Origin of the sequence: Kineosporia sp. NBRC 101677 (assembly GCF_030269265.1) — a bacterium.
Lineage (GTDB): Bacteria > Actinomycetota > Actinomycetes > Actinomycetales > Kineosporiaceae > Kineosporia > Kineosporia rhizophila.
Window position 1 is genome coordinate 1 of sequence record NZ_BSTA01000025.1, and the last position, 16203, is coordinate 16203.

General features: G+C 68.4%; 12 protein-coding genes and 1 tRNA gene. 2 read left to right on the plus strand and 11 right to left on the minus strand.

The window, feature by feature from the left end; translation table 11 throughout:
• Window positions 1-123: 123 nt before the first annotated feature.
• On the minus strand, window positions 124-1863 hold the full coding sequence (locus QSK18_RS35205; RefSeq protein WP_285628780.1) for a S8 family peptidase: 1740 nt from the start codon (window positions 1861-1863) through the stop codon (window positions 124-126).
• A gap of 162 nt (window positions 1864-2025) precedes the next feature.
• Here QSK18_RS35205 and QSK18_RS35210 point away from each other — a divergent pair, with 162 nt between their 5' ends.
• Window positions 2026-2406 (plus strand): VOC family protein, encoded by a 381-nt coding sequence (locus QSK18_RS35210; RefSeq protein ID WP_285628783.1) that lies wholly within the window; start codon window positions 2026-2028, stop codon window positions 2404-2406.
• Here the strand turns inward: QSK18_RS35210 and QSK18_RS35215 are convergent.
• Together QSK18_RS35215 and QSK18_RS35220 are read right to left on the minus strand one after the other, a co-directional pair.
• A complete protein-coding gene (locus QSK18_RS35215) occupies window positions 2403-3236 on the minus strand; it encodes a carbon-nitrogen hydrolase family protein (RefSeq protein WP_285628786.1) in 834 nt (277 codons plus the stop codon). The genes QSK18_RS35210 and QSK18_RS35215 overlap by 4 nt on opposite strands.
• A gap of 100 nt (window positions 3237-3336) precedes the next feature.
• Entirely contained in the window at window positions 3337-3510 is a 174-nt protein-coding gene (locus QSK18_RS35220) for a hypothetical protein (protein ID WP_232811475.1), read from the minus strand.
• A gap of 81 nt (window positions 3511-3591) precedes the next feature.
• Here QSK18_RS35220 and QSK18_RS35225 point away from each other — a divergent pair, with 81 nt between their 5' ends.
• Entirely contained in the window at window positions 3592-3774 is a 183-nt protein-coding gene (locus QSK18_RS35225) for a hypothetical protein (RefSeq protein ID WP_285628791.1), read from the plus strand.
• 414 nt (window positions 3775-4188) lie between these two features.
• On the opposite strand, the gene QSK18_RS35230 is transcribed toward QSK18_RS35225, so the two are convergent.
• The 8 genes from QSK18_RS35230 to dnaN all read right to left on the minus strand — a co-directional run bounded on the left by QSK18_RS35230 (window position 4189) and on the right by dnaN (window position 15257).
• A tRNA-Ile gene (locus tag QSK18_RS35230) sits at window positions 4189-4262 on the minus strand.
• 189 nt (window positions 4263-4451) lie between these two features.
• Window positions 4452-5606 carry a DUF3566 domain-containing protein gene (locus tag QSK18_RS35235; protein WP_285628794.1) on the minus strand — a complete coding sequence of 385 codons (1155 nt, stop codon included), beginning with the start codon at window positions 5604-5606 and terminating at the stop codon, window positions 4452-4454.
• Window positions 5607-5900: 294 nt separating this feature from the next.
• Window positions 5901-8522 carry a DNA gyrase subunit A gene (gene gyrA, locus QSK18_RS35240; RefSeq protein ID WP_232811473.1) on the minus strand — a complete coding sequence of 874 codons (2622 nt, stop codon included), beginning with the start codon at window positions 8520-8522 and terminating at the stop codon, window positions 5901-5903.
• A gap of 112 nt (window positions 8523-8634) precedes the next feature.
• Window positions 8635-10650 (minus strand): DNA topoisomerase (ATP-hydrolyzing) subunit B, encoded by a 2016-nt coding sequence (gene gyrB, locus QSK18_RS35245; protein WP_232811647.1) that lies wholly within the window; start codon window positions 10648-10650, stop codon window positions 8635-8637.
• Between the two features lie 359 nt (window positions 10651-11009).
• Window positions 11010-11531 (minus strand): DciA family protein, encoded by a 522-nt coding sequence (locus tag QSK18_RS35250; protein ID WP_232811472.1) that lies wholly within the window; start codon window positions 11529-11531, stop codon window positions 11010-11012.
• 253 nt (window positions 11532-11784) lie between these two features.
• Complete coding sequence (gene recF / locus QSK18_RS35255) at window positions 11785-12954, minus strand: DNA replication/repair protein RecF (protein WP_232811471.1); 1170 nt, start codon at window positions 12952-12954, stop codon at window positions 11785-11787.
• A gap of 223 nt (window positions 12955-13177) precedes the next feature.
• Window positions 13178-14107, minus strand: coding sequence for a phosphogluconate dehydrogenase (NAD(+)-dependent, decarboxylating) (gene gnd / locus QSK18_RS35260; protein ID WP_232811470.1), 930 nt, complete (start codon window positions 14105-14107; stop codon window positions 13178-13180).
• 19 nt (window positions 14108-14126) lie between these two features.
• On the minus strand, window positions 14127-15257 hold the full coding sequence (dnaN, locus tag QSK18_RS35265) for a DNA polymerase III subunit beta (protein ID WP_232811469.1): 1131 nt from the start codon (window positions 15255-15257) through the stop codon (window positions 14127-14129).
• Between the last annotated feature and the right edge of the window lie 946 nt (window positions 15258-16203).

The following is a 16203-nucleotide window of genomic DNA, read 5'->3' on the forward strand; positions in this document are numbered from 1 at the left end:
AAATCTCGGACGTGAACTCCTGCAGCCGTTTCCGCACCCGCTCCAGTTCGCCCCTGTCCACCCCGGTAGTCAAACAGCTCCGGACAGAACAAACAAGTCAGAAGCGGATGTAACAAAGCACTACTAGAGCGTGCGCACGATCTTCAACGTGTAGGTCCCCTGGCCCTTCACCCGTTCCACCTGCCAGCGGTACTTGCCGGAAGTTCCGGTGTAGCTGACGTTCTCGCTGGATCCGGCCTTCTTCCCGGCGGCCACCTTGACCCAGCTCCGGCCGTTCCACTTCTGCAGAGTGAGGTCGAAGTTCGTGGCCCGCGGTCCGGTGAGGGTGCCGCGCTGCGGGCCGGTGGCCTTGCTGGTGTAGCTCGCGGCGGTGATGCTCTTGGTCTTTGCGTTGACCCGGCCCCTGCTCGTGGTGGCTTTCTGAGCGGGCTTCGGCGCCACGGTGGTTGTGGTGGGGGAGGGCTGCGTGGGGACGCTCGTGGTGGGCACCGCTGTCGGCGTTGCCGTCGGGCTCGTGGTCGGGGTTTCGGTCGGTGCGCTGGTGGTCGGGGTGGCCGTCGGCGTTGTGGTGGTCGGCGTTGTGGTGGTCGGCGCCGGGGTAGATGTGGTGGCTGTGGGGGTAGGCGTGGGAGTGGGGGTACTGGCAGATCCGCTGTACAGCAACAAGTTCGGGGTGTTGGCGGGGACGTCTTCCAGAGCGTCAGCGGTCGCGCTGTCCTCCAGTGCGGCGGCGACAGCGCTGGGGGAGGCGCCGGGGTTGGCCTGGAGGTAGAGGGCCGCCGCGCCGGCCACGTGCGGGCTGGCCATTGAAGTGCCGCTCATCGTGGCCGTGCTGTTGTCGGCGTTCTTGTAGTCGGAGACGATCGCAGTGCCCGGGGCGTAGAGATCCACGCAGGAGCCGAAGTTGCTGAAGCTGGCGTTCTCGTCGGACTGCGTAGACGCCGCCACGGTGAGCGCCGCGGGCACGCGGGCGGGGGAGACGTTGCAAGCATTGACCGTTTCATTGCCGGCTGCCACGGCGTAGGTGATGCCGGAGGCGATGGAGGCAGCAACGGCGTTGTCGAGCGGGGCATTGGCCTCGCCGCCCAGGCTCATGTTCGCCACGGCCGGGCTCACCGCGTTCGCCGTGACCCAGTTCACCGCAGCCAGCACACCGGACGAGGTTCCCTCACCGTTACAGCCGAGCACCCGCACCGCCACGATGTCCGCGCCCGGCGCCACTCCGTATCTGCTGCCGGCCACCGTGCCGGCGACGTGAGTGCCGTGGCCGTGGCAGTCGTCCGTACCTTGCCCGTCATTGATGGCCGTGTAGCCCGAGGTGACGCGGCCGCCGAAGTCCTCGTGGGTCGCCCGTACGCCGGTGTCGATCACGTACGCGGTGACGCCGCTCCCGTCGCCGGTGGTGCTGAGCTTGCTGTTCAGGCCGGAGCGCTGGTCGATCCGATCCAGCCCCCAAGAGGGCACGGTACGGCTGACGCCGATGCTGACCACCGTGTCGGCCGCGATGTACGCGACGGCCGGGTCGGTGCGCACCTTGTTCAGTTCGGTGCCACTCATCGTGGCGGCGTACCCGTTGATGGCCTCGCCGTACTCCTGCGTGACCTCCGCGCCGCGATCTTCCGCGCGTTCGACGGCGGCCTCCAGGGCGGCGTTGTCCTCACCCGTGGCCGGGGCCTTGAGCACCACGATGTACTGCCCGGGGATCGCGTCCTCAGCCTGAGTACCTACGACCTGGGCGCTGTAGACAGCGTCGGCCTCGCTCCGCTCCGCGCTGCCGGGCAGAGCAGTGAGCACGGCTCCCATGCCAACGGCAGCGATGATGAGCTTCGTGGGCAGATCAAGCTTGAGGTGGCGCTCGCCCACGATGGAACCTCGCTCTGGTAGACGATCCGTCACCATGACCCTACGGAGAGCTTTAGCCGTCAATCAGCGCCCGATCGGGTTTGTCTTGGCCGGTCGGTGCCCCTGATCTACCTATGTGCGACTGATCGGGATGGTCGTATCCACTGGACTACGTTTGGTGACATGGCCATGCTGAGCGCGATCCCCTCCCTGCCCGTCCGGGACATCGCCGCGGCGGTGGGGTTCTACACCGTCCGTCTTCCCTTCCACTGCCGCCATCAGCAGGCCGGCCTGGCGATCCTGGTCCGCGACGAGGTAGAGCTGCACCTGTGGGCGGCGAACCGGCCGGACGTTCCGGGCGGTGAACCGCATCTCGCGGGCAGTGCCTCGTGCGGTATCCGGGTGGACGAGGCTCTTGCTCTTTACGAGCGCTGCTCCCAGGCGGGGATCGTGCATCCGAACGGGCCGCTGCAGCGCTCGGCCTGGGGCACCGAGGAGTTCACGGTGCTGGACCTCGACGGCAACGCGCTTCGGTTCTTCCGGATCCTGCCGACCTCGGGTTAGACGCAGGTCAGGTCGGCACTGCGGGGATCGTCGTGCACCCGGCGCCCGCTGTAGATGTCTCCATGGCGAGCCCGCGCCCGCCACGGACGGGCCTTGGTCAGCGCGGTGTCGAACAGAGGATCGTCCGGGTCGATGTCGGCGAACGCCACAGGATGCTCGTCACTGGCGTTGGTGAGCTGGCTGCCGTCCGGCCCGAACACGCACGAGCCGAGGTCGAGGCTGAGCCGGGCCGACACCGACAGAGCCAGCCAGTAGTTGTTGATCGCGGCGTGCGCCTGCGCCTTCACCTTGAAGATCGAGTCGACCGGGTAGGCGGACAGCAGCACGCAGTCGACGCCCAGGGCCTCGTACTCGGCGAACAGCGCCGGAAAGTTGACCTCGATGCAGGTGAGCAGGCCGAAGCGGAAGCCGTCGACGGTGAAGGTGGCCGGCCGGAAGCCGGGGGAGAACCAGTCGGTGATCTCGGTGTGCGAGCAGAACCGCTTGTCGTAGCGCTCAGCGATCCGGCCCTGGTCGTCGATTACGTAAAGGCTGTTGTGCGGCCGGTTCGGCGCGGTCAGCCGGTGGGCCGAGCCCAGCACCACCCAGATCCCGAGCTCCCGGGCGAGCAGGCGGATCAGGTCGAGCTCGTGCTCCAGCTGCACCCAGTCGACCTGCGCCCAGTCGCGCACCTGCTCCTTGGGGTACCCGGACAGCATGCCCTCGGGAAACTGCACCAGGCGCGCGTCGTTCCGGGCGGCCAGGCGCATCGCCGAGCGCACTGCCTCCCCGTTGCGGGCGACGTCACGGCTGATCCCGCTCTGCGTCACGGCAATGCGAAGCCTGCTCATCGCGAACCCCCGTAGATCGACATCTGAGCGCCGTCCACGCTTGTGCCTGGTTCGCGCGTTCACCAGACCCGATGCCGTACGGGTGCGCTACTTGTCGCCGCTAGTGCGCAGCGCCGGGCCGGAAGATCACCCCAGCCAGCCCGACCCCGAACAGCACACCCCCGATGATCAGCGCGACCGGCGCCTCACCGGGTGACACGTGCTCGAGCCCGAGCACGAGCAGACCGACGAGCACGAAGAACCACGGTGAGACAAAGCTCTTTCTAGCGTTCACAGATCCTCCGAGCACGACACCGACTCCACCCCAGGATCCTTCCAAAGTCACGCACCTCCAGCCAGACCCGACGCCCCCCTGTTGGCCCCGCCCCTGGCCCTGCCCCTAGCCCTGCCCCTAGCCCTGCCCCTAGCCCTAGCCCTAGCTCTGGCCCTTGCTCTGGCCCTTGCTCTGGCCCTTGCTCTGGCCCTTGCTCTGGCCCTTGCTCTGGCCCTTGCTCTGGCCGGCCGCCGCCTGACCGAGGTCAGCAACGGCTGCGCCTAACTGATCGCTGTTGTGCTGACTCGGACGATCACGAAAGAAAAGACCATCAGGGCATTCTCGATCGTCCCGGGTTTCGGTGCACTGCTCGCCCTACTCCGCCTGAATGTCGCTCCAACTCGGAAGCGCGATCGTCTGTCCGACGGCTGAGGACTACGTCGGTCGGCCTCGGTGGTCTGAGGTGGAGCTTCCCAAGGTGCGCATGGGGAGCGGCTGCACCAACGAGGACGCTTCTGCCATGAGGACGCTTCTGCAACGAGGACGCTTCTGCAGGAGCCTCACCCCGCGGCGCGGTGAGGGCCACTGCACGTCGCAAGAGCTACGACCAAGAGCTACGACGCTGTGGGCAGCTGACACTCGTCCCACCCGCAAACCACGAAGCCCCAGCCAGACTGAGTCTGAGCTGGGGCTTTTCGGTGGGCCTAAGTGGACTTGAACCACTGACCTCTTCCTTATCAGGGAAGCGCTCTAACCGACTGAGCTATAGGCCCGAACCGCGTGCACCGCCTGTGGCGACGACCGCTCGTAGAGATTACCGCACTGGGCCCGGTCCTCCCAAACCGGGCCCGCGCGTGAGTCTCTGCGAATCCGATCGCCGAGGCTGCTTCGCCCCCGTTTGCGCCGAGGGCAGCGAAGAGGCCCCCGCCCCCAGTGGGGACGAGGGCCTCTTCGGAGGGCTGTCAGTCGTCGGACAGAGTGACGCGCACGCCGCCGACCAGGCCGGAGCTGAGGTTGTAGAGCAGCACGCCCACGGTGGACAGCGCGGTCAGGATGAGCGCGTTGACGGCACCGAGCACGATGCTGATCGACAGGACCTTGCCGAAGCCGATGTACTGGTAGATGTCGAAGCTGCTGTCGGCCTGCTCGAGGCCGAGCGAGTTCAGCATCTCGTTGAGCGAGTCGAACACGCCCATCGCGCTGAGCACGAGCCAGAGCACGCACACGGCGATCACCAGGGCGATCGCCGAGGCGACGGAGAGCAGGAACGAGAGCTTGAGGGCCGACCAGACGTCGATGCTGGCCAGCGTGAGGCGGGCCACCCGGGGGGTGTCGAGGTCGGTGCCGCCGCGCTCGTCGGTGGCGGTCTGGTAGGAACCGCCGCCACCTCCGCCGTTCTCGGGCCGGCCGTTCGGGCTGCTTGAGTCGGACCAGGAGTCGGAGCCGGCGGGACGCGGCTGCGTGGCCGGGCGGGGCTGCGCAGAGGGCCGCGGGCTGTTGCCGGTGGGCCGGGCCGCGGAGGGCGCCGGACTGGCGGGAGCAGCGGCGGGCTGGGGACGAAGGCCGGCCGGGGCGGCGGCTGCAGCCTTGGCCGGGGCACTGCTCTTGCCGTTGCTCGCGCCGGCGCTGCCCTGAGCAGGGCGGCTGGGCACGTTGGAGCGGGCGTTGCTGCCGCCGTTGGCCACGGCCCGCGCGGCGGCGGACTCGGCCGGGCTGCCGCCAGGCTTGTTGCCGGTGGCGGCCGGGCGGGTGACGTCGCCGCTGGGCGGGCGGTTGTTGCCTGCCGCGGGAGCCGGAGCACCAGGGGTGCGCTTCACGGCGGGGGCGGGAGCACCGCTGGGAGCGGACGCTGCGGGCCGGGCCGGAGGCGTGGTGCCCGGCTGGTTGGCGCGAGCGGGCTGGGGGGCCGCCTGCGGAGCCGCCGAGGCAGGGCGGGCGGGGCTGGCGCCACCGTTGGCCGGCCGGGTGGCGGAGTTGGACGAGCCGGACGGGGCGCTCGCGTTGCCGGCCGGACGCGCGGGGCCGCTGTTACCAGCAGGGCGTCCCTTCGCCGGACCTCCGGAGGACGAGGGCTTGTTACCCCCGCCGGAGACGCTTGGCGATGCATCGGTCGTCATCGGAGACGCTCCCCCACCCGGTTTCGGTGCTGACGTGCTCGCCGGTCGGTTCTCCTTCTCCGGACTCACGTCTCACCTCCACGTTCAGCAGCCGGCGGTAACCGCCGTCAGAATTCGGTCAGATTCATGATCGGCTGCTAGCTCACTAGCCGAACGTGGGCACGAACAACACCCGTTTCAGCCGATCCTATCGCTCCGCGATCGGTATCCCGACCCTAGAGCATGTCACCGCGGCCGTCTCGCGAGTCTGGTGTTAGTCACGTGACGGCCGGGGAGGGCAACCGATCCGGCGGCTCAGACGTCGCTCTCGTCGTCGCCGTCAGTGTCGGTTCCGGTCGATTCGGTCGGTACTGCCTCTTCGCCCGCGGTCACACTGTCAGATCCAGCTGAGAGTTCGCCGGGGGTGGCGTCTTCCGCGCCCTCCTCCTCGTCCTCCAGCTCGGCCGACTCGGTGTTCTTGGCGACCGCGATGATCCGGTCGTTCTTGTCCGGCTTGGCGAACACCACACCCATGGTGTCCCGGCCCTTGGCCGGCACCCCGGCCACGGACGAGCGCACGACCTTGCCGCGCTCCATCACGATCAGGGCCTCGTCGGTCTCGCTGACGATCATCGCGCCGACCAGGTCGCCGCGCTCCTCGGTCAGCTTGGCCACCTTGATGCCCAGGCCACCCCGGCCCTGCACCCGGTACTGGTCCACCGGAGTGCGCTTGGCGTAACCATTTTCGGTGACGATGAAGACGTACTCGTCGGCGCCGTCCTTCACCACGTCCATCGAGAGCAGCTCGTCGCCCTCGCGGAACTTCATGCCGGTGACCCCGGAGGTGGCCCGCCCCATCGGGCGCAGCGCCGTGTCGTCGGCGGTGAACCGGACCGACATGCCCTTCTTCGACACCAGCAGCAGGTCGTCGCTCTGCCCGACCAGGCGGGTGGAGACCAGCTCGTCACCCTCGCGCAGGTTGACCGCGATCACGCCGCCGGCCCGGTTGGAGTCGTACTCGGCGAGCCGGGTCTTCTTCACCAGACCGTCACGGGTGGCCACGATCAGGAAGTCGGCGTCCTCGTAGGTGCGCAGGTACATGACCTGGGCGATCTGCTCGCCGGGCTGGAACGCCAGCAGGTTGGCCACGTGCTGGCCCTTGGCGTCCCGGGAGCCCTCAGGCAACTCGTACGCCTTGGCCCGGTACACCCGTCCCAAGTTGGTGAAGAACAACAGCCAGTTGTGCGTCGAGGTGACGAAGAAGTGCTCCACCACGTCGTCGCCGCGCAGCGTCGTGCCCTTGGAGCCCTTACCGCCGCGCCGCTGCGCCCGGTACTGGTCGGAGCGGGTGCGCTTGGCGTAACCACCACGGGTGATGGTGACGACGACCTCTTCCTCGGGGATGAGGTCTTCCACGTTCATGTCGCCCTCGAAGGGCAGGATCTGGGTGCGCCGCTCGTCGCCGTACTTGTCGACGATCTCCTGCAGCTCCTCGGAGATGATCTGCCGCTGCCGCTCCGGCGAGGCCAGGATCGCCTCGAGCTCGGCGATCTGCGCCTCGAGCTTGGCCAGTTCTTCCAGGATCTTCTGGCGTTCCAGGGCGGCCAGCCGGCGCAGCTGCATGGCCAGGATCGCGTCGGCCTGCACCTCGTCGATGTCGAGCAGCGCAATCAGCCCGCCGCGCGCGTCCTCGACCGTGGCGCTGGCCCGGATCAGGGCGATGACCTCGTCGAGCGCGTCGAGCGCCTTGACCAGACCGCGGTAGATGTGGGCCTGGCGCTCGGCCTCGGCCAGCAGGTAACGCGTGCGCCGGACGATGACCTCGATCTGGTGGTCGAGCCAGTGCCGGACGAACTTGTCCAGGCTCAGCGTGCGGGGCACACCGTCGACCAGGGCCAGCATGTTCGCGCCGAAGTTGTCCTGCAGCTGGGTGTGCTTGTACAGGTTGTTCAGCACGACCTTGGCCACCGCGTCGCGCTTGAGCACGATCACGATGCGCAGACCGGTCTTGCCCGAGGTGTCGTCGCGCATGTCGGCGATGCCCTGGATCCGGCCGGAGTCGACCAGCTCCGCGATCTTCACCTTCAGGTTGTCCCAGTTGACCATGTAGGGCAGCTCGGTGACGACCAGGCAGGTGCGGTTCTGGATCTCCTCGACCGTGACCACCGCGCGCATGGTGATCGAGCCGCGGCCGGTGCGGTACGCGTCCTCGATCCCGCGGGTACCCATGATCAGGCCGTGGGTCGGGAAGTCGGGGCCCTTGACCCGCAGCAGCAGCTGGCCGAGCAGCTCCTCGTCGGAGGCCTCGGGGTTGGCCAGCAGCCACTGCACCCCGTCGGCCACCTCGCGCAGGTTGTGCGGCGGGATGTTGGTGGCCATCCCGACCGCGATCCCGGCGGAGCCGTTGACCAGCAGGTTCGGGAAGCGCGCGGGCAGGATGTCGGGTTCCTGCGTCTTGCCGTCGTAGTTCGGGGAGAAGTCGACGGTGTCCTTGTCGATGTCCCGGACCATCTCCATGGCCAGCGGGGCCATCCGGCACTCGGTGTACCGCATGGCCGCGGCCGGGTCGTTACCCGGGGAACCGAAGTTGCCCTGCCCGTCGACCAGCGGGTAGCGCAGCGCCCAGGGCTGGGCCAGGCGCACCAGGGTGTCGTAGATCGCCGAGTCACCGTGCGGGTGGTACTGCCCCATCACGTCGCCGACCACGCGGGCGCACTTGTTGTAGCCGCGCTCGGGGCGGAAACCACCGTCGTACATCGCGTAGAGCACGCGCCGGTGAACGGGTTTCAGGCCGTCCCGGACGTCCGGCAGGGCACGGCCGACGATCACGCTCATCGCGTAGTCGAGGTACGACCGCTGCATCTCCAGCTGCAGGTCGATCGGCTCGACCCGGCCGGGCTGGGGCAACGGCGGGAGGGTGGGCGGCTGCTCGGTCACATCGATCCTTCGTGTTCAGCAAGCTTTTTCGATTGAGGACGCCGTGGGGGTACCACCCGGAGCCGGAGGCGCTGGGGGAGGGCACACAGGGTGCCCACCGGCGGCTTCGAGATCAGATGTCCAGGAAACGAACGTCTTTCGCGTTGCGCTGGATGAACGAGCGCCGCGACTCCACGTCCTCGCCCATCAGGATCGCGAACATCTCGTCGGCCGCCGCCGCGTCCTCCATCGTGACCTGCAGGAGAACGCGCTGGTTGACGTCCATCGTGGTCTCGGAGAGCTCGTTGGCGTTCATCTCGCCCAGACCCTTGTACCGCTGCACGCCATCGTCTTTCGGCAGCTTCTTGCCGGCCTCGCGGCCGGCCGCCACGACGGCGTCGCGCTCCCGGTCGGAGTAGACGTACTCCGGCTCCGAGCCCTTGCCCGACCACTTGATCTTGTACAGCGGCGGCTGGGCCAGGTAGACGTGGCCGTGCTCGACCAGCGGCCGCATGAAGCGGAACAGCAGGGTCAGCAGCAGGGTGCGGATGTGCTGGCCGTCGACGTCGGCGTCGGCCATCAGGATGATCTTGTGATAGCGCAGCTTCGACAGGTCGAAGTCGTCGCTCACCCCGGTGCCGAACGCGCTGATCAGCGCCTGCACCTCCTGGTTGGCCAGAACCTTGTCGATCCGCGCCTTCTCGACGTTCAGGATCTTGCCGCGGATCGGCAGGATGGCCTGGGTGCGCGGGTCGCGGCCGCTCTTGGCCGAACCGCCGGCCGAGTCACCCTCGACGATGAAGATCTCGCACTCTTCGGGGTGGGTCGACTGGCAGTCGGACAGCTTGCCGGGCAGGCCACCGCCGCCGAGCAGGCCCTTGCGACGGGTGGCCTCGCGAGCCTTGCGGGCCGCCATCCGGGCCGCGGCGGCCTGGATGGACTTGCGGATCACGTCACGCGCGTCGTTCGGGTGCGAGTCCAGCCAGTCGGTGAGCTCCTGGCGCACCACCCGCTGCACGAAGGTCTTCGCCTCGGTGTTGCCCAGCTTGGTCTTGGTCTGGCCCTCGAACTGCGGCTCGGTCAGCTTCACCGAGATGACGGCGGTGAGCCCCTCCCGGATGTCCTCACCGGCCAGGTTCGGGTCCTTCTCCTTGATCAGGCCCTTGGCCCGGGCGTACTCGTTGATCAGGTTGGTCATCGCGGCGCGGAAACCCTCTTCGTGGGTACCGCCCTCGTGCGTGTTGATCGCGTTGGCGTAGGTGTGGACGCTCTCCGAGTAGGCCGTGGTCCACTGCATGGCCAGCTCGAGCGCCAGCCCCTTGTCCTTGTCCTCCGCCTCGAGGTAGATGACCTCGGGGTTGATGTTCTCGTTCTTCTTCGACGAGTTCAGGTGCTTGACGTAGTCGATCAGGCCGTCGTCGTACTTGTAGGTGGCGCTGAACTGCTTGCCGTCCTCGTCCGCGTGCTCCGGCCGCTCGTCGGTCAGCTTCAGCTGCAGGCCCTTGTTCAGGAAGGCCATCTGCTGGAACCGGGTGCGCAGCGTCTCGTAGTCGAAGTCGAGCGTCTCGAAGATCTCACCGCTCGGCCAGAACGTGACGATGGTGCCGGTGTCCTCGTCGGGGATGTCTTCCCCCTGGGCGAGCGGGGCCTGGGGCACACCGATCTCGTAGGACTGCCGCCAGATCGAGCCCTGACGGTGGACCTCGACCTGGAGGTTGCGGGAGAGGGCGTTGACCACGGAGACACCCACGCCGTGCAGACCGCCGGAGACCGAGTAGCCGCCACCGCCGAACTTGCCGCCGGCGTGCAGCACAGTGAGCACCACCTCGACGGCCGGCTTGCCCTCGGAGGCGACGATGTCGACCGGGATGCCCCGGCCGTTGTCGATCACCCGGACACCGCCGTCGGCCAGGATGGTCACGTCGATCTCGGTGCAGTAGCCCGCCATCGCCTCGTCGACCGCGTTGTCGACCACCTCGTAGACCAGGTGGTGCAGACCCCGCTCGCCGGTGGAGCCGATGTACATGCCGGGGCGTTTGCGAACCGCCTCCAGGCCCTCCAGCACGGTGATGGCACTGGCGTCGTACGTGACCCCGTCGGCCTCGACGACGGCCGGCTCGACGGCGGAGGACTCAGGGGCGCTCGGTATCGTCTGCTCGGCCACGAGTGGGGGGACTCCTGAAGCTTCAAGGGCCGGTGACTCACGCCAGCGCGGCCGACGGTACGGGCCCGAGGGTGACCCGCTGAGTGCGGTAACCCTGGCGCCGCCGAACTCCCCCATCATATCTGGTCTTCGCCCGGATTCGCTCATCAGCGGGTCCAAACGCAGGGCCTATCTGCTTCCCTAAGGGCTGCGAGCCCATCTCTGGCGCCACAGCCCACCCCTTCATGACTCCCGATACGTCTGCGGGAGCGCAATGAAGTCTGAGCGGCCCTCAGGGACCCCGCGTCAAGCCCACCTCAAGCAGCGGAGGGGAGACCCATTTGTACCGTCCGTAACGCTTTGACTCACCCGTACGTGTCGCCGGGCCCCTTGGAGCCGGGAGCCACCCGGGGGCCGTGCTTCCACGAGGGGGCCGACGGGCCGCGCACCACGATCCGGGTGACCGTGCCCTCACCCACCTCGCGCGCCAGCAGCCCGAGCAGGTTGGGGGTGAGCAGCCGGACCTGGGTGGCCCAGGCCGAGGAGTCCGCGCCCACGGTGAGCACCCCGTCGACGAAACTGATCGGCTGGCAGTGCCCGGCCACGTCCGCCCCGACGATCTGGTTCCACCGCCCGAGCACGCCGCCGATCGCGACCGTCTCGGTCCAGCCCCGCTCCGCGATCAGCCGGGCCATCACCGAGTCCAGCCCCTGTGGATCACGGGCGTCGGGGTGTGCACCGGAACGTGTGTTGGCGCCTTCGCGGCGCTGCCGGGCGAGCGCGGCGGCCCCCAGGCGGCCAGGAATCCCAGGTTTATCCCCACGGGCTGCGGCGGCCGCCCGCGCTCTCCCCAGGGCAGCACGCACCGCGTCCGCACCGTTGTCCACATCCCCCTGTGGATCATTTTTAGCTCCCTGAGCTGCGAATACGCCGGAGGAGCCAGGGGCCGGGAGGGGGACACCACGACTGGAGTCCACACCTGAACGGGACTCTGTATCCACATGCTTTTCCACAGGGGGAGCGGCGCGTCGGGGGTAGTTGTCCCCAGCCTCCCCGGCGTTTCCCACAGGGTGTGAGGAAGTTGTGGATAAAGGCTGTTCTTTGTTCGAGACCGAGTTGTTGCTTACCCCCCGGCCATCCCTAGTAGACACGCGACACTGCCCCCTTCACCACGTCCACCCGACCCCCGCTGAGCGCCTTAGGTACGTCTTCCGCCACGGCCGCCGTCACCAGAACCTGCTCCGCGCCGGCCACCATCTCGGCCAGGCGCTCGCGGCGCCCGGCATCGAGCTCGGCGAATACGTCGTCCAGGATCAGCACTGGTTCGGCCGACTCGTCCCCGTCACCACGCAGCAGGTCGTACGACGCCAACCGCAGCGCCAGAGCGAACGACCAGGACTCGCCATGACTGGCATACCCCTTGGCCGGAAGCCCCCCGAGGCTCAGCAGCAGATCATCGCGATGCGGCCCGACCAGACTCACGCCGCGCTCGAGCTCGCTGGAGCGTTGTTCCTCCATTGCCGCGAGCAAGCGCTCGCGCAGCGTTTCCCGGCCAGGGACATCCATCTGCACTGGGGTGTCTGAGACCGGGCCGCCAATGTCTTCGCCCAGCGTGCTGCGGTAGGTCAAGGTCGCGTTGCCCTGGCCCCGGCTCACTGCCTCGTAAGCTCCCGCGACCAGGGGAGTCAGGGCTCTGACCAGGTACAACCGGCCGTACAGGAGCTCGGCCCCAACCCCTGCGAGGTGGGTGTTCCACACATCGAGCGTGCTCAGATCCGGCTTACGGCCAGCGCGTCGCGCCTTGCCTGCCGTCTTGAGCAGTGCGTTCCGCTGGCGTAGCACCTTGTCGTAATCCGACCGTACCCCGGCGAAACGTGGCGCCCGGAGCACGAGCAGGTCGTCCATGAACCGGCGCCGGCCGTCGGGCTCCCCCTTGACAATGGCCAGGTCTTCCGGTGCGAAGAGCACCGTGCGCAGCATCCCCAGAGCGTCGCGCGGGCGAGTCACCGGCGACCGGTTGATCCGAGCGCGGTTGCTGCCCTTGGCCGCTATCTCCAGCTCGACCATCGCCTTGCGGTCGTCACGCTGGATCGCGGTGCGGACCACGGCCCGCGCCGCACCCGCCCTGATCAGGGGGAAGTCGGTGCTGACCCGGTGGCTGGAGTGCGATGCCACGTACCCGATCGCCTCGACCAGGTTGGTCTTCCCCTGCCCGTTCGGCCCGACCAGCGCGGTCACTCCCGGCTCCAGCGGGAGCTCGGCGCTCTCGTAGGAACGGAAATCGGCCAACGAGAGATGGGTGACGTGCATCGGGGCGGATCGGTCTCCGGTCCGGGTCGGGTGATGACAGCTGTACGAGAGGTGACCGACACTCACGTCCGCTTACGGACGTTCGTGCTCACCGACGTCCTCAGGTGGGCGTTTGTTTCTCGCTCACCATCGTCGTGGTCACCCGGCCGGGAGTCCAGCGGGCCCGGCACAGCGGAACCGCCGGGCGCCCAGATCGGGTGCCCGGCGGTTCGGTGTCGCGTGCTTACTCCTGGGTGGAACCGGCGCCCGAGCTCGGGCCCGCGTCCGCCGCAGCCTTGGCGGTGACCGCGTGGCCACCGAACTGGTTGCGCAGCGCGGCGACGGCCTTCATCGCCGGGGAGTCGTCCTGCCGGCTGGTGAACCGGGCGTACAGAGCAGCCGTCATCACCGGCGCCGGAACGGCGTTGGCGATGCACTCCTCGATCGTCCAGCGGCCCTCGCCGGAGTCGTTCACGTAACCGGTGATCTGCGAGAAGCCCGGGTCCTCCTCGAGGCCCTTGACCAGCAGGTCGAGCAGCCAGGAGCGCACCACGGTGCCGCGCGTCCAGGCCTTGAAGCTGCCGGTCACGTCCTTGACGATGTCCTTGGCGGCGAGCAGCTCGTAGCCCTCGGCGTAGGCCTGCATCAGGCCGTACTCGATGCCGTTGTGGACCATCTTCGCGTAGTGGCCGGCACCGATCTCACCGACGTGCACGAAGCCCTCTTCGCGCGGGCCCTCGGGGCGCAGCGCGTCGAAGATCGGCATGGCGCGCTCGACGTTCTTGGCGTCGCCACCGACCATCAGGCCGTAGCCGTTCTTCAGGCCCCAGACACCACCGGAGACGCCGCAGTCGACGTACTCGATGCCCTTCTCGGCCAGCTCCTTGGCGTGGACGGCGTCGTCGCTGAAGCGCGAGTTGCCGCCCTCGATGACCAGGTCGCCGGGGGAGAGCAGGTTGCCCAGCTCGGTCACGGCGTTCCGGGTGATCTCGCCGGAGGGCACCATGACCCAGACGATGCGCGGGGCGGGCAGGGCCTCGACGAGCTCCTGTACCGAGGCGACGTCGCTGACGGCAGGGTCCCGGTCGTAACCGGTCACCTTGATGCCGGCCTCGGACAGGCGCTTGTACATGTTGCCGCCCATGCGGCCGAGGCCGATCATTCCGATGTGCACGGGGTGTTTCCCTTCGGGCTCAGCCCGCGATTCGCACCGGCATCAGGAGGTACCGATAGCTGCTGTCGTCCGACCCTTCCGGATCGGTTTGCGGCGACAGCACCGCGGGCTTGGTGGGCTGTGTGAATGAGAGGCGGACCAGGGGCGAGTTCAGCGCCCCGAGGCCGTCGAGCAGGAACTGCGGGTTGAAGGCAATAGAGAGTTCGTCACCGACGAGCGTCGACTCAACTGCCTCCGATGCTTGAGCATCTTCTCCTTGCCCGGCTTCCAGCGTGAGGAGGCCCTCCGTGAAGGTGAGTCGGACCGGTGTGTTCCGTTCCGCCACCAACGCGACACGTTTCACCGCGTCTGTCAGAGCCTGCGTTCCCACCAGCGCATATGTCGCCACCGAGTCGGGGAACAACGCGCGAACCTTCGGGTAGTCGCCTTCCACCAGGAGCGAGGTGGTGCGGCGGCCGCCGGCCTCGAAACCGATCATCTCGGTCGCTCCGCCGGTGGTGAGTGCGAGGGTGACGTCGGCGCTGGTGCCGAGGGCCTTCGCGACATCGTTCAGGGTCCGGGCCCGGACCAGGGCGACGCTGCTCTGACTCGGGTCGCCAGGATGCCAGGGCAGGGTGCGCATCGCGAGCCGGTACCGGTCCGTGGCCAGCAGCGTGATCTGGTCACCCTCGATCTCGCACCGGATCCCGGTGAGGATCGGGAGCGTCTCGTCCCGGCTGGCTGCGATGCTGACCTGCCCCACCGCCTGGGTGAAGATGTCACCCGCGACCGTACCGGACGCATCCGGCATCACCGGCAGGGTGGGGTACTCCTCCACCGGCATGGTGAGCAGGGTGAACCGGCCGGAGCCGCAGACCACGGAGACCTTGGAGCCGTCGGTGGTGACGTCGACCGGCTTGGCCGGCAGCGAGCGGCAGATGTCGGCGAGCAGCTTGCCGGAGACCAGGGCCGTGCCCGCGTCCATCACGTCGGCGGCGACCTCGACCCGGGCCGAGACCTCGTAGTCGAAGCTGGAGAGCCGCAGCACGCCCACCTCGTCCGCCTCGAGCAGGAGACCTGCGAGGACCGGGACGGGAGGACGGCTGGGCAGGGCCCGTGCCGCCCAGGCCACTGCGTCCGCCAGCGCGTCGCGCTCAACCCGGAATTTCACGGGTAACCCCTCCACAACTGGCTGATGTCTGGTCGGACGACACACGTCGCCGAGCCCGGCAGGGCGCCGGGCTGGGAGGTGTGAAGTTGTTGCCCGCCGACATTACGCGAGTTGGTGAGGCGGGGGGAACTCGATCGGCGGGTCGTGGGATGCCGGTAGCGGCCAGTGGCGGTTGCGGTGGTGGTGGGCATCGGGCCAGAGCCTGAGGACGAGCGTGGGCACCGAGGCGCTGAAGCCGGGTTGGGCGGTTGCGGGGCATGGGTGGGTCTTCGGGTGGGTATCGGGGCTCGGTGGCCCGGAGGGGGTGCTCAGGTGCTTGTGGACGTCGGTGTCGGCTTGGTCGGGGAGCGGACTTGGGCTGAATCTCGGCGGACTGGGCGGGCGGACTCGGCGGGCGGAACCGGAAGAGGGCTCGGGCGACTTGGGTGGCTGCAGTTCGGGTTCCTGCTGGCTCGGGGCGGGGGCGAGCGCGCTGACGCTGGTTCTGGGCCGGCGTCAGATGGGTGCCGACTGCATGGCCGGAGCTAGGTCGGTTCAGCCCGCCGGACGCTCACTCATTTCCCGAAGCGCTCTTGGCACGGCTGTTCTCGGCCGGAGCGTTCTCAACTGCGCAGCCAGCGTGATCTGTCAGCTCAGGGCCCCACCTCTCGGGTCTGTCAGCTACCAAGCAGGGACGCATGTCGACGCTGACCAGCTAGCGGGGCTGCACGTTCATGACCTCACCAAGCGAGCCCACCAGGCAAGGACGACCACCTGGTCGCCTGACACTCCCCCGTGGGGCTCAGTCCTGAGCAGCACCTCGATCAGGTCGTGCCCCTCGCCAGGCGTCGGCTTCCAAGGCAGGCAGCTCCCGCCTCGCACCTCCGCCTCGCACCTCCGCCTCGCACCTCCGCCTCGCACCTCCGCCTCGCACCTCCCGCTGTCCTGTCGTCTGCCTCTCCGCTTC